Source organism: Amycolatopsis sp. NPDC049253 (genome assembly GCF_040678995.1).
Lineage (GTDB): Bacteria > Actinomycetota > Actinomycetes > Mycobacteriales > Pseudonocardiaceae > Amycolatopsis.
In genome coordinates this window covers 786,232-799,680 of sequence record NZ_JBFAQX010000001.1, presented here as the reverse complement: position 1 = coordinate 799,680, position 13,449 = coordinate 786,232, and the positions used below count along the sequence as shown (strand labels likewise).

The window sequence follows — 13,449 nt, the reverse complement described above, 5'->3', positions numbered from 1 at the left end:
AGGCGTTTGGCTGACTGGGCCGCGGCGGTTGTGCGTCGTGAGGCGGGCCGGGTGGCGGTGCTCGAATTCCGCAGTCCAGGCTGGTCGGCCGCGCCAAGAGCCCGCGGCCCGAGCTGGTCGGTCGCAGTTGAGATGCGCGAGGCGGGCTGGGCTGCTGTGCTCGAGATCCGCCGGCCGCGATGGTCAGCCACGCCCCAGAACCGCAGTCCAGCCTGACCGGCCCGGCCCGAGGGCCACCGCGCAGGCTGGTCGGCCGCACTTGAGTGCCGGTGTGGGGTGGGCGGGTCAGCGGCGGTCAACGCCGGGCCCGTCGTCGAGGGAGCCGCTGATGCGGCCGGCCGAGCCGCGGGTGTCGAAGACGTCCGTGCCGAGGCGGGCGGCGGGGCGGGCTGGGTCGCTGGGAGCGGCGCCGAGGCCGCTCAGGCCGGGGAGGGACAGGGCGCCGAAGCCGTTCATACCGTCGGGGAGGGAGTCGGGGCCGGGGCCGAGGGGGTCGAAGGTGACGTCGCCGCCGGGGGCCGTGCCGAGTTCTGCGGAGGGGTGCTGGTCTTGGGGCGGGTCGACGATGTGGGCACCGAGGTCGGACAGGGAGGCCGAGGCCGTGGTGCTGTCGTCCGGGACGTGCAGGTCGCCCGAGGTCGAGCCTGATGACGGGTCGAAGTCGGACGGGACCACGGGGAGGCCCAGCGCCGGAGTCGGTGAGTCCACAGGGGCGCCCGGGCCGGGAGTCGGTGAGTCCGCAGAGAGGCCGGGGCCCGGCGACCCCGTGGGGACGCCCAGCGCGGGAGTCGGCGAGCCCGTGGGGAGACCCGCGGCAGGAGTTGGTGAGTCCACGGGGAGGCCGAGACCGGGAGCCGGTGAGCCGACGGGGAGGCCCAGCGCGGGAGTCGATAGGTCCGCGGCGGGAGTGCGGGAACCCACCAATGAGTCCACTGTGGACACACCATCCGGGCCAGCCAGAAATCCCACCAGGGCACGGAAATGACCATCGATGGTGGAGGTGGCCGTCGCACACAGGCCCTGGAACGCAGCATAGCGGCTGCTGAACTCGGTCGTGAAAGGACCGGTCAGCCATTGGCGGGCAGCGCGGGTGGCGTAGTCGTGGTCGCCGGGGTCGCAGTCGCCCAGACGGTGGTGGAGGTCGTTGCCGGGGCTGGCGGAGTCGAGCCAGTGGGCGAGGTCGAGCAGCTCGTCCTTCGAGACGGCGCCGCCTTGGGCCAGCGTGGCAATCCGTTGCGCCACCGGCAAAGGCGCGCCCGCGATCGAGTCGGTGCGGAGCTTCAGCGCTTCGTCCACCTTGGTCTTCAGGGCGATGAAGACGTGGGTCATCGTCTCGGGGATGAGCTGGGCGGCGCCGGCGAGGTGGTCGAGCAAGTCGTCCGGACGGAGGCGGTTGTAGGCACTCTGAGCGACCGTCGCGGCGGGGCTTTGCCAGTCGCGGAAGAGGGTGGTGGTGGCGGTGGTCGCGTCGGTGTGGGCGGACTGGAGGGTGCCGCGCGTGTGGGCCAGCGCGTCGGCGTCGGCGAGGAACTTGCGGAAGTCGAGGCCGGCACTGTCCTGGAACCGCAGCCGGATGTCGTGCTCCACGTCGATCTTCGTGGCCGCGAACGTGTTCCAGACCGCTACCCACAGCGCGAAGAAATCCAGCGCCGGCGCGGCGAGCGCGAGCACCTCGTCGGACGTCGCCATCCCGGCGCCGCCGGGCTCGGGGCCACGCAGCGCGTCGGTCATCGGTTCGCCGTGTTCCGGGCGGTGTCGACGTGCTCGCCCTCGATGGACGCGTACCGCCCCGCCGCCACGTCGACGCTGCTGCCGAACCTCGCGAGCTCACCGGCGTAAGCCTGGACGGCGTCACTCAGCGCGGCGAACCCGTTGCGGTACGCGGCAAACGCCCCGCCGTGCCCCCGCCCGAAATCCGCCTCGGCGACCTGCGACGCCACCCCGGGCACCCGCCCGGCCGCCGCCTCGATCGCACCCTTCGCGGCCCGCATCGCCTCAGCGTCCGCCCGGTGGCTGCACTCCGGCATGGCCACCCCCTCACTCCGCCGCCCCGCACCCACTCCGACGCACGCCGACGGTGCCCGGTGCCGGTTCCGTGCACCGGAAATCTAGCGAGTCAGGAGGCTTGAGTCGACAAAGCGCTCAGTTCTCGTCGTCGAGCAACGAGCCGCTGATCCGGCGGCCGCTCGGTGTCGACTCGAACAGGCCGGATCGGTACGGGTTCGACCCGCGCTCCTGGTCACCGCCGGTACTGCCGAGCCCACCACCACCCATCATGCCGCCGCCCATCATGGCCATGGGCTGTCCTTGCTGGTCGGTCGTGGTCGGGGCCGTGCCGAGGTCGCCGGAGGTCGGCGCGGTGGCGCCACCACCGCCCTGCCAGTCGGCCGGTTCGGAGGTTTCGCCGAGACCGTCGTCGAACCCGGGGCCGAGGCCGCTGTGGCTGTCCGTGGGATCGGTGAGCGACTGGGCGGTCGTCGAGTCGTCCACGCTCGGCTGATCGACCGACGCGGCCCGCACATCGACCGAGTCGGCCGGCATCCCGACGTCCGGCGCGGCATGGTGACGACCGGTCGGCGCCCCGGCGTCCGTCGTGTCGTGGGCGCCGGAGTGATCGACCGCGCCGGAATGATCGACGGGGCCGGCCTGGTCCGATGCACCGTGGCTGACCGGGGTGGCGTGGTCGATCGGACTGGTCTGGTCCGGCATCCCGACGGTGTGCTGAGCCGCCACAGGCTGTGCGAGGTTCCCGGCGAGCTGCCCGTCCGCGGTAGCGGGGTGGAGGTCGCCGTCGTCGCCGAGGGTGTACTTCGTCGGCCGGCCGGAACCGTCGTCGACGGTCACCACCGTGGGACCGTCCGCGCCCTCGGGCCGCTCGGCGGTGATCTTGAGGTTCCCGTCGTCGATGTGGATCTTGCCGTCGGGACCCGGCTGGTAGACCTGGCCAGACATCGCGGTGCCGGCCGGGGTGGGCGCGCCGTCGGGCTGCGGAGCCTGGTGCCGACCGGCGTCGGGCCGGCCCGGCGCGTCCTGCGCGCCGTCATGTCCCTGCGGGCCGAAGTCGGCGCCGCCGCCCTGGGCCGGCGCGGGATCGTCGCCGAAGTCGAGCTGGTACTGCTTCTCCTGCCCGGTCCCGTCGTCGACGGTGAGGCCCATCTTCCCGTGGTCGTCCGGCTCGGACATGGAGATCTTGTTGTCGCCCTGCTCGACGGTCACCGTCTCGGGCTCCGTCGCGTCGGACTTGATCGCCTCGCCCGTCTTCGGGTCGATCGGGTACGGCTGGCCCGTCGACGGGTCCACCTCGAGCGGCTGGTGCGTGACGGGGTTGAGGTTCGGATCCGCCGCCGCCGGCGCGGTCACCGCCGGCGTCGGGGTCGGGGTGGCCGGTGGCGGAGTCATGCTGCCGCCACCACCGCCCGAAGACGGCCCGCCGGGACTGCTGCTGTGGCCGCCCGAGCTGCTGGTCTTGGTGCCACCACCGGTGTCCGGAGACGCGCCGAGGTGCAGCGAGCCGAACGGGTCCGTCGGCACATTCAGACCATCCGAGAACGCCCGCAACGCGTTGGTCGCGGCGGTGTGCGCGTTGCGGATCGCCTGCCGATAGTCGTTCATGGCGTTCGAGTACTGCGCGCTGTACTCATCCATCTGGCTGCAGAGCATGTCGGACCACTTGGAGTCGTAGTCCGTGTCGAGGTCCACCGACATGTGCCGAATGTCCTGCGGCGCGATCGGCCCAGTTCCATGTTCCTGGCTTCTTGCGACCTCTGACCCGCTTCGCGGATTACCCCAAAGGGCCGCGATGCTGTCGTCATCCCCCTTGTCACGGCCCCATTTGATGGCCTCGTCGAGCCGGTCGATGAACATCGACAGGCCGTCGCAGTCGTCAGGGTTGTGGGCATCCAGGAAGGTCTTCGGCGCTCTGCCTGGCGTGTCGGGAAGCTTCGCCAAGTCGGCGATCGGCGGCCGAACCGTGTGCCACAGGTTCTGCAGCAACTGGCTGAACCCGTTGACCGTGCCGCTGTAGTCGCCGAGAACCTTGTTCAGATCGTCCATCTTCTCGCCGGCGGAATCCGCGGCCTTGCCCTGCCAAGCCGCGGACAGATCCTGCTTGACCTGGCCGCTCGCGTCCTGCGCGGCTTTGGCCGCCTTGCCGAGGTTGGCCGCTCGGCCTTGCGCACCCCAGAAATAGCCGAAGCCGAAGCCGCCCAGCTCGCCGAGCAGCCGGTTCTCCTCATCGCCCTGGCCGTACGGCGCCGCGAACTGGAACGCGAGGTTCCGCGAAGGATGACCGATCCACCGCGCGTAGAGGCCGCCGAGCTTGCCGGTCATCTTGTCGTGGAAGCCGGTGAGCGACTTCAGCATGTTGTCGGACGTGTCGTCCAGGTGGACGTCGGCCGGGGGCTGCAGCGGAGCGATGATGGTGTCGCCGAGGCGGCCGATGGCGGGAGGCGGAGTCACGGTCAGGCCTCCCTGCCCGCGTCGGTGATGCCCCAGGCGCTCTCCTGCTCGTTCTCCGAGTGCAGAGTCGCCGATTGGTTGAGCCGCGTGGCGTAGTCCTTGAGGAACGCGCCGCCCTTCGTGGCGGAATCGCCGAGCGCCTGGGCCTTGGCGACGTACGCGCCGGCCGCTTCGGAGAGGCCGGGGATCTTGCCGAAGTGCGCGGGCGTCAGCTGTGACTGCGCGGTGTAGGTCTTCATCTCGTCGAACGACGTCGCCATCGAGGACACCTCGTTCGCGACGTTCTTCACCTGATCCGGTTCGATGTTGAATCCGGCCAACGCACTTCTCCCCTCGTGCGGAACAGCTGCCTCAGTGGTCGTCGACCCAGTTCGTGGCCGAGAAGTCGTCGTCGACCTCCGACGCGCGGTGCCGTGCGGCCGGGCGGGCCGGGGCCTCTGGCGGTGGCGGCCGGAACGCGGGCACCACCGGCTCCGGCGGCGCTTCCACCGCGGTCTCGTCCTCGAACTGGAAGATCGCGCCGTCTTCGGCGTTCTCCGCCGCCCGTTTGGCGGCCAGCTCCGCGTCCTTCGACGCGGCGGGATCGCTCTCGGTTCCGGCGACCTCACGCTCCGCGCGCAGCTGCTCGCTTCGGGCGCGATTCTCCTCGACGAGCTTGGCGAACTCCGCCTGACGCGTCTCGTCGTCGGCCAGCGCGCGCTCGTGATCGGCCCGGTATTGGGCCCGGACCTCCTCCATCGCCACCAGGCTTCTGGCGAACTGAGGACTCAGCCCCTCCTGCCCGTCCATCCCACTCCCCCGTCGGTCCGCACTGCATGCGGAATGTACCTCCGGGGTCACCGAAGGCGCAGGACGTTCACCGAAATCGGGACGATCAGGAGACCGCGGACACCACTCCGGCCAGCCGGTCCGCCGCGGCCTGGGCCGTGGCGTGGGCTGGGGCCTCGACCATGACGCGGACGAGCTGTTCGGTGCCCGAGGGGCGCAGGAGGACGCGGCCCTCTTCGCCGAGTTCGGCTTCGACCTCGCCGACGGCGTCGCGGACTTCGGAGGAGTCGGCGACGGCCGCCTTGTCCGCGACGGGGACGTTGACGAGGACCTGGGGCAGGCGGTTCATCACGGAGGCGAGCTCGGCGAGCTTCTTGCCGGTGGCGGCCATGCGGGACATGAGGCGCAGGGCGGTCAGCAGGCCGTCGCCGGTGGTGGCGTGGGCGGGGAGAACCACGTGGCCCGACTGTTCGCCGCCGAGGGCGAGGCCGGAGGCGCGCAGTTCTTCGAGCACGTAGCGGTCGCCGACGGACGTGGTGACGACCGTGATGCCGTGAGCCTTCATCGCGAGGTGCAGGCCCAGGTTGCTCATCACGGTGGCGACGAGCGTGTCCTTCACCAGCTCGCCGTCCTCGGCGAGTGCGAGGGCCAGCACGGCCATGATCTGGTCGCCGTCCACGAGCTCGCCCGAGGCGTCCACGGCGACGCAGCGGTCGGCGTCGCCGTCGTGGGCGATGCCCAGGTCGGCGCCGTGCTCGACGACGGCGGCGCGGAGCAGGTCGGGGTGGTTCGAACCGCAGTGCTCGTTGATGTTGATGCCGTCGGGCTCCGCGTGGAGGGCGACGACCTCGGCGCCGGCGCGGCGGTAGGCCTCGGGGGCGGCGACGGCGGACGCGCCGTTGGCGCAGTCCACCACGACCTTGAGGCCGTCGAGGCGGTGCGGGGTGGCCGAGATTAGGTGGTCGACGTACAGGTCGAGCGCGTCGGAGACGTCGGAGACGCGCCCGACGCCCGAGCCCGTCGGGCGGACGACGTCAGCGCCGCCCAGGCCGGCTTCGATCTCGTCCTCGATGCTGTCGGGGAGCTTGTGCCCGCCCGCGGCGAAGAGCTTGATGCCGTTGTCCGGCATGGGGTTGTGCGAGGCCGAGATCATCACGCCCAGATCGGCCTCCAGCGCACCCACGAGGTACGCGACGGCGGGCGTCGGCAGCACGCCCAGACGCAGCACGTCGGCACCGGCGGACGCGAGGCCCGCCACCACGGCGGCCTCCAGCATCTCGCCACTGGCGCGCGGGTCGCGGCCGACGACGGCCACCGGGCGGTGCGAACGGTCGTGCGCGGCGAGCACACGCGCGGCACTGGCCGCGAGCGAAAGCGCCAGCTCGGGGGTCAGCTCGGCGTTGGCCAGGCCTCGTACCCCGTCGGTGCCGAACAGTCGGGCCATCTCCACGACCTCCTAGGTCCAAATCGACCACGACAACCTAGCGGCGGCTGCGACCCGGCCGGGCCCCTGCCCCCACCCCAGGAATGTCGCGGACCGCGCGCGAAATGCATCACTGTGGGGCAGATGGGACGCCTGAGGTCCCAGAGAACACGTTCAGACAGCACTCGGAAAGCACGAGAGCGCCCATCCGATGGACGGATGGGCGCTCCCGAGGTTGCCCCTTCGCAGGGACACGGGGGTACGAAACCCCCACACGAATCAGCGCTTGCTGTACTGCGGAGCCTTACGGGCCTTCTTGAGGCCGTACTTCTTCCGCTCCGTGGCGCGCGCGTCACGGGTCAGGAAGCCGGCCTTCTTGAGGGCCGGGCGGTCGTCGGCGTCGACCTCGACCAGGGCGCGGGCGATGGCGAGACGCAGCGCGCCGGCCTGGCCCGAGATGCCGCCGCCGTGGAGGTTGGCGAAGATGTCGAACGAGTCCGGCTTGTCGACCGTGACGAGCGGCTCACGGATGAGCTGCTGGTGCACCTTGTTCGGGAAGTACTCCGCGAGGCTGCGGCCGTTGAGCTTGAACTCACCGGTGCCGGGGACGACGCGGACGCGGACCACGGCCTCCTTGCGACGGCCGACGGTCTGGGCGTTGCCACCCGCGGCGCGCGACGGACGCGGGGCGGCGGGCGTCTCGCTGGTGGCGACGGCCTCGCCCTCGGGGGTCTCGGTCGAGGCGACGACCTCGGTCTCGGTGCTGGTCACAGACTGTTCCTCACTCACTGCGCGACCTGCGCGATCTTGGTGATCTCGCGCGCCTGCGGCTGCTGCGCGGCGTGCGGGTGCTGCGGGCCGGCGTACACCTTCAGCTTCTTGGCCATGGCGCGGCCGAGCTTGTTCTTCGGCAGCATGCCCTTCACGACCTTTTCGACAAGGTGCTCGGGCTTGGTGTCGAGCAGCTCGCCGAAGGAACGCTTGCGCAGACCACCGGGGTAGCCACTGTGGCGGTACGCGAACTTCTGGTCGCGCTTGTTACCGGTGAGCGCGACCTTCTCGGCGTTGACGATGACGACGAAGTCGCCGGTGTCCACGTGCGGGGCATAAGTCGGCTTGTGCTTGCCGCGCAGCAGCGTGGCGACCTCGGTCGCGAGCCGGCCGAGCACGACATCCTCGGCGTCGATCACGTGCCAGGCACGAGTGACGTCGCCGGGCTTGGGGCTGTACGTGGGCAAGGGTCTACCTCGTCGTCAACATTGCGTGTGGGTTCTGTGCGGGCCTAGCGCTGACGCGCCGCAACGCACAACGACATATGAAGATACGCCCCTGCTCACGTGACCCGTGCAGCGGGGGTGCAACAGGAGTGCCCGGCAACCGATACCTCCGGTGACCGAACTCTTCGGACCGCGCCCCGATCGTACCCGCCGACCTCGCCGAACCACCCACGCGGGCGCGCGGGACAAGCCAAGATGAGACGATCCGCGCGGACAGCAGAACACCCGGGGGAAAGCGATGACGAAACGGGCAAGCCGGGCGGCGCTCGCCCTGGGCGCCGTGCTGGTGCTCGCGACCGCGTGCGGGCAAGCCCGCGCCGGCACCGCGCTGCCCAACGGCGACCAGGCCTCGGCCTACGTCGGCGCCAAGTTCGAGAAGGCGATGTCGAAGCTCGAGAACTCCATCCTCGACGCGCGCGACGTCACCAACTCCGCCGACGCGTACTTCAAGTTCGACGACAAGTGGATCCACAGCGTGATCACCTCCGCCCGCACCGGCAGCCCCGAGAGCCGCGTGGTCCACAACCGGTCGCAGAAGAACCCCGACGAGATCATCGACACGTTCACCCCCGCCGACGGGACGCTCGAGTACGTCTACCTCGGCCCCACGTACAAGTCACTCGAGCCGACGGCGTGGGTGTCGATGCCGAAGCCGGAGGCCGGCCTGATCCAGCCGTGCGCGTGGGGCGGAGTGCTCACGGCCTGCAAGATGGCCGACGCCGTGGACGACTCGTACAAGGCCGACAAGAAGGCCGTGCGCGGCGCGAAGAGCTCGGCCGACGGCTCGGCGGAGCTGACCGTGAACGTCCCCTTCTCGCAGTTCCTCGACAAGCGCGTGGAACTGCTGCCGGACTCGCTGCTCAAGGAGGTGGGGCCGCAGCTGAACAAGTCCGTGATCCCCACCACGATCAAGCTCAAGCCGGACGGTTCGCTGACCGAGTTCGTGATGGCCGCCAAGTTCTCCGGCGACGGGCACAACATCGAGCTCAACTACGACTTCCGCTTCACCGGCAAGGCGACCGCGCAGGACCTGCCGAAGCTGCCGGACGCGAGCCAGATCACCGCACTGCCGGACGACGCCGCGAAACAGGACTTCTACAACCGGCTCGCCCAGCTGCAGGGCAACTGATGAGCACCCGAGGTGACCTCCGATGACCCAGCCGCCCGAGCAGCACCGGCAACCACAGCAGTGGTGGCAACCCCCCGCGGCGCCCGCGGCACCCGCGGCACCCGCGGCACCCGCGGCACCCGCGGCACCCGCGGTGCCCGCGGCCGGCGGTCCCGGCGGGCAGGAAGCCCAGTACCCGAGCCAGTGGCAGCAGGGCGGGGCGCAGCAGGGTGCGTGGCAGCAACCGCACAACCCGCAGCAAAACCCGTGGTCGCAGGGAACGCCGGCGCAGTACCCGAACACCGGTGGGCAGCAGTACGCCGGCCCGCAGCAGTACGCGAACCCCGGAACCGGAGCGCAGCCGCACCCCGGCGCCGCCCCGCAGCAGTATCCGGCGAGCGGGCCGCAGCCGTACGCGAACCCGGCCGGCGGTCCGCAGCAGCAGCCCTACTCCACCGGACAGCAGGCGCAGCAGGTGCCGGGCGTGCCGCCACAGCAGCAGGGCACGGCGTTCGGCGGCGGGTTCCAGCCGACGACGTACGGCGGGCTCGGCGCGTTTTCCGCCGAAGCCGTGAAGAAGGCCCCGCGTTCGAAGCGGCCGTGGGTGATCGCGGGCGCGGCCGTGGCCGTGGTGGTCATCGGCGGCGGCGCGGCGTGGCTGCTCGGCGCGTTCCAAGGGGACACGCTCGACCAGAAGTCGTTGCAGGACGGCGTTTCCCGTGTGCTCGCCGAGAACTACGGCGAGCCCGATGTGACGAACGTGGCCTGCCCCTCGGGTGAGTCCACCCAGAACGGCACCACCTTCGACTGCACGCTGCAGCTCGGCGGGCAGCCGCGCAAGGTCACGGTCCGGGTGCTCAACGACAAGCCCGAGTACGAGGTCGGCGCGCCGCACTGAGCACCGGGGGGGGGCGCCGTTCCAGTCCACAAGGGACGCGGCGATTCCCCTTGCCCCGCACACGAAAACGGCGGGCCCGCACCGAAGTGCGGAGCCCGCCGTGGTTTCGCCGGAACCCGAGAATCAGAAGAGGTTCTCGACGTCCTTGTCGGTCTTGGTGTAACCGTCGGCGATCTCCGGCAGCGCGATGGCGATCTGCGCCAGCAGCTGGGTCAGGTCGTTGAAGCTGTTGTCCCAGTCGGCCTGGGCCTTCATGTAGTTGTCCTTGGCCGCACCGGTCCAGGTGTTCGTGAGCTTGCTCAGGTCTTCCTTGAGCCGGTCGAACGAGGACTTCAGGTCCTTGGTGGTCGCGTTGCAGTCGTCAGCCGCCCGGTGGATCGTGGCCGGGTCAACGAGGATGCGTGCCATGTCGTACTCCTGTCAAAGTCGGGGTGTGGAATGGATGAACTGAACGTTGACGCTCGGCTCAGCCGAGGACGCCGAAGCCCTTGTTGAAGCTGCTCACGATTTCGTTCTGCTCGGCTTCAGTGCGCTGGTACTTGGAGCCGGCTTCCTGCAGCAGGTCCGCAATGCGCTGGAGCGCCTGGTTCAGCTTCTTGCCCGACTCGTCGAAGCGCTGCATGACGTTGTTGAACGCCTGAGCCGCTTCGCCGTCCCAGCCCGCGCGAGTGGCTTCGATCTCGCCCTGCAGCGTGGAGAGCCGCTGGTCCATCGCGACGCGAACGTCGGTGACCTGGTTCTCAGCGTTGGTGAACTCTTCCGGAGTTCCTTCAAAGCCGCCAGCCGCCATGGGAACTACCCCCTTCGTTTCATTGATCGTGCGTATCGGCGTCCTGTTTCCGCCGTACACCCCTACGACGAAGACAGTGCCAGGTTCGGTTCACCCTTGGTGCGAGATTTCCCAAGTAGTTGCTTGCGTGAACGCCACTCGAGGGAACCGGCGCCGCCGAGCCGGCGCGCGACGCCGCCGGGAGAAGTCGCAAAACCCTTGGCCTACTGGGCAGTTAGCACACGCACAGCCGGAATGAACGAGATTCACGGTTCCCGGCTCATGATTCGCAACTGCGAAAAGTCCTCTTCCTCATCACTCGTTCGTGCGGCCGGCGACGGAACTTCGGGCTCGGACCGGACCAATTCGGCCTCCGTCGGCAGGTGCGGCATCGGCAGTCCGCACGCCGCGCGGAACCGGGCGGCGGCACCGCGCAGCACCCGGGGAGTCGGCTCGACGGCACCGCCGCCGGCGAGGCGGTGGCGGGCATAGGCCTTCATCAGTTCCCGGTTGTCCTCGCGGTGGCGGACGTTGCGGGCGAGCGCGGTGCCGGCGACCCGGCGCGCGTGCGTGACGGCGTCCTGCCCCGCGCGGGTGAAAGCCGCCACGGCGGACTCGGGTTCCGACGGCACGGGCACTCCTTCAGCTGGTGATCTTCAGCGTCCGCACGATCTGCTCGCAGGCCGTGTCGACGCGTTGCCGCAACGCGGGGGCTTCGTGCTGGCACCCCACGTGCACCCGGATCTTCCCCTGCACCACCACGTACCAGTTCACGGTGAGCTGGTCGCTCTTGCGCTGGTGGTACCCGATCACGGTGCGGCCACCGTACGTCAGGTTCGGGTCGAAGGCGCTGTAGTTCGGGTCCCGGGCCGCCTGCGCTTGCAAAGAGTTCACGAGCTGCGCGCGGTCGGCCGTCGCGTCGTAGTCCATCACGAACTCCTGGGCGACCACGAGGTCGTTGCCGGCGGCCGCGTCCTGCGGGTGCAGGATCACCTGGCGCTCGGCCACCTGGTCGGAGGTCTGGACCCAGTCCTGGGGCGCGCTGACGCTGAAGTCGTACTGGACGAACGTCTTGCCCTGCAGCTGCGCCGGATTGTCGCCATTGCCCTGGTTGACCACGAACAACACCACCGCGGCGGCGACCACGACCACCGCCACGACCGCGATGATCCCCCACAGCCGCTTCCGGCCGGCGCGCTTGCCGGTGGCTCCGGTCTCGGGCGGCCACGGCTGTCCCGGCGGTCGGCCCGGACCACCCGGCTGGGCGGGCCGCGCCCCACCGGGAGGAGGTCCCGCGAAGCCCCGGCCCGGCGTCGGCCGCGCCGCCGGCATCGGCCCGGACGGCGGCTGGGGCACGGATTGCGGCACCAACGGGGGCCTTGGCTGAACCCGCGGCGCAGCGGGCCGCGACAACAGCTCGGTGCGGCCGTCACCGTCGGCCTGCGGGTCGCCCGGTCGCGACAGCTCGCCGGGACGCACGACGTCGGTGCGCTGCTCGGCCGCCCGAACGCCGCCGGGAGCACCGGCCAGGCGCGCCACCGAGGCGCCGGGCAGCGCGCCCGTGCGGTCGGGATCCACCAGCACCGCCCGCAGCGCGCCGCGCGCCACCACCGTCTCCGGCTGGTCGAGGCTCGTGGGCACCACGCCGGTGCGCTCGTGGACCAGGCGGGAGATCATCGGGATCCGGCTCGAACCGCCGACGAGGAAGATCGCGGTGAGCTGCTTCGGCCGCAGCCCGGCGTCGGCGATCGCCGCGCTGGTCAGCTCCACCGTGCGCCCGAGCGGCGCCGCGATGAGCTTCTCGAGATCCTCGCGCGTCACGTGCGCGTCGGCGAACGGCGGCGGCATCGGCACGTCGGTGTAAGTGTGGCGCGACAACGTCTCCTTCGCGCCGCGCACGTCCTGGCGCAGCACCCGGCGACGGCGCCGGTCGGCGAGCTCGCGGCCCGTGACCAGCTGCTGCCACGCGTCCTGATCGGCTCCCGACACCAGCGAGCCGATGTGCTCCAGCAGGGCCTGGTCGATGTCCGCGCCGCCGAAGCTCGGGTCGCCGCGGGTGGCGAGCACCTGGAACCCACCACGAGTGCCCGGCCCGCGCCCGGGCTCGGGCAGCCGCTGCACGACGCTGACGTCGACCGTGCCGCCCCCGAGATCGAGCACCGCGAGCGCGTCGCCGGGCCGGCCGCTGAACTCCACGGTCCGGCCGTCCGGCTGCGCGACGGGCGCGAAGGTGGCCGCGTGGTACACGGCCGCGGCCACGGGTTCCGGCACCAGCGCGACCTCGCGCGCCAGCCGGCCCGCGGCCTGGCGCAGCAGACGGGTGCGGATCGCACCCCAGTCGGCGGGGTGCGTGAGCACGAGGAGGTCGACCTCGGCTTCGCCCGCGATGCGGCGCGCCTCGGCCACCGCCCGGCCCAGCACGGCATGGATGACGTCGGTGACCCGCAGCACGGAGTCGCCGAGCAGCAGATCACCCTCGTCGATGCGCCGCTTCGGGTTGGGTTCGTAGCGCGACGGGTCGACGGCCGCCTGCCGCTCGGCCTCCTGGCCGACGAACAGCGTGCCGTCGGCGGCCGCGAAGACCGCCGACGACATCAACGGCTGGCCGTCGATCACCACGACCTGCGGCTCGCGGCCGTTGACGGAGGCGACGACGCAGGTGCTGGTGGTCCCGAAGTCCACCGCGACCCGCACCGTCACCCGTCACTCCTGCCGTCGCCCGGGCACCGGCCGCGCACATCGTGGCCG

The 13,449-nt window shown here is 70.9% G+C and carries 14 protein-coding genes; 2 read left to right on the top strand and 12 right to left on the bottom strand.

What is annotated here, in order from left to right:
- Positions 1-285: 285 nt before the first annotated feature.
- The 8 genes from AB0K15_RS04090 to rplM form a co-directional block, all read right to left on the bottom strand.
- A complete protein-coding gene (locus AB0K15_RS04090; RefSeq protein WP_364045273.1) occupies positions 286-1,731 on the bottom strand; it encodes a hypothetical protein in 1,446 nt (481 codons plus the stop codon).
- The gene (locus AB0K15_RS04085) at positions 1,728-1,991 is read right to left on the bottom strand and encodes a hypothetical protein (RefSeq protein WP_364045271.1); all 264 of its coding nucleotides are present in this window, start codon (positions 1,989-1,991) and stop codon (positions 1,728-1,730) included. The genes AB0K15_RS04090 and AB0K15_RS04085 overlap by 4 nt, the downstream gene beginning before the upstream one ends.
- Positions 1,992-2,142: 151 nt before the next feature.
- Entirely contained in the window at positions 2,143-4,458 is a 2,316-nt protein-coding gene (locus AB0K15_RS04080; RefSeq protein WP_364045269.1) for a hypothetical protein, read from the bottom strand.
- A 2-nt stretch (positions 4,459-4,460) separates the two neighbouring features.
- Positions 4,461-4,778 carry a hypothetical protein gene (locus AB0K15_RS04075; protein WP_364045267.1) on the bottom strand — a complete coding sequence of 106 codons (318 nt, stop codon included), beginning with the start codon at positions 4,776-4,778 and terminating at the stop codon, positions 4,461-4,463.
- Between the two features lie 31 nt (positions 4,779-4,809).
- The gene (locus AB0K15_RS04070; RefSeq protein WP_364045265.1) at positions 4,810-5,247 is read right to left on the bottom strand and encodes a hypothetical protein; all 438 of its coding nucleotides are present in this window, start codon (positions 5,245-5,247) and stop codon (positions 4,810-4,812) included.
- Positions 5,248-5,332: 85 nt separating this feature from the next.
- The gene (glmM, locus tag AB0K15_RS04065; RefSeq protein WP_364045263.1) at positions 5,333-6,670 is read right to left on the bottom strand and encodes a phosphoglucosamine mutase; all 1,338 of its coding nucleotides are present in this window, start codon (positions 6,668-6,670) and stop codon (positions 5,333-5,335) included.
- Positions 6,671-6,928: 258 nt separating this feature from the next.
- Entirely contained in the window at positions 6,929-7,420 is a 492-nt protein-coding gene (rpsI, locus tag AB0K15_RS04060; protein WP_360597513.1) for a 30S ribosomal protein S9, read from the bottom strand.
- A 14-nt stretch (positions 7,421-7,434) separates the two neighbouring features.
- On the bottom strand, positions 7,435-7,887 hold the full coding sequence (gene rplM / locus AB0K15_RS04055) for a 50S ribosomal protein L13 (RefSeq protein WP_220246114.1): 453 nt from the start codon (positions 7,885-7,887) through the stop codon (positions 7,435-7,437).
- 277 nt (positions 7,888-8,164) lie between these two features.
- Between rplM and AB0K15_RS04050 the strand changes: the two genes are divergently transcribed.
- On the top strand, positions 8,165-9,055 hold the full coding sequence (locus AB0K15_RS04050; RefSeq protein ID WP_364045260.1) for a hypothetical protein: 891 nt from the start codon (positions 8,165-8,167) through the stop codon (positions 9,053-9,055).
- Positions 9,056-9,077: 22 nt separating this feature from the next.
- Positions 9,078-9,932 (top strand): DUF4333 domain-containing protein, encoded by an 855-nt coding sequence (locus AB0K15_RS04045; RefSeq protein ID WP_364045258.1) that lies wholly within the window; start codon positions 9,078-9,080, stop codon positions 9,930-9,932.
- A gap of 123 nt (positions 9,933-10,055) precedes the next feature.
- Here AB0K15_RS04045 and AB0K15_RS04040 read toward each other — a convergent pair whose 3' ends face one another.
- The 4 genes from AB0K15_RS04040 to AB0K15_RS04025 form a co-directional block, all read right to left on the bottom strand.
- Complete coding sequence (locus tag AB0K15_RS04040) at positions 10,056-10,340, bottom strand: WXG100 family type VII secretion target (RefSeq protein WP_364045256.1); 285 nt, start codon at positions 10,338-10,340, stop codon at positions 10,056-10,058.
- A 58-nt stretch (positions 10,341-10,398) separates the two neighbouring features.
- Entirely contained in the window at positions 10,399-10,722 is a 324-nt protein-coding gene (locus AB0K15_RS04035; protein WP_364045254.1) for a WXG100 family type VII secretion target, read from the bottom strand.
- 245 nt (positions 10,723-10,967) lie between these two features.
- Positions 10,968-11,333: a hypothetical protein gene (locus tag AB0K15_RS04030; protein ID WP_364045252.1), complete on the bottom strand. Its 366-nt coding sequence runs from the start codon at positions 11,331-11,333 to the stop codon at positions 10,968-10,970.
- Between the two features lie 10 nt (positions 11,334-11,343).
- Complete coding sequence (locus AB0K15_RS04025) at positions 11,344-13,401, bottom strand: type VII secretion-associated protein (protein ID WP_364045250.1); 2,058 nt, start codon at positions 13,399-13,401, stop codon at positions 11,344-11,346.
- Positions 13,402-13,449: the final 48 nt, after the last annotated feature.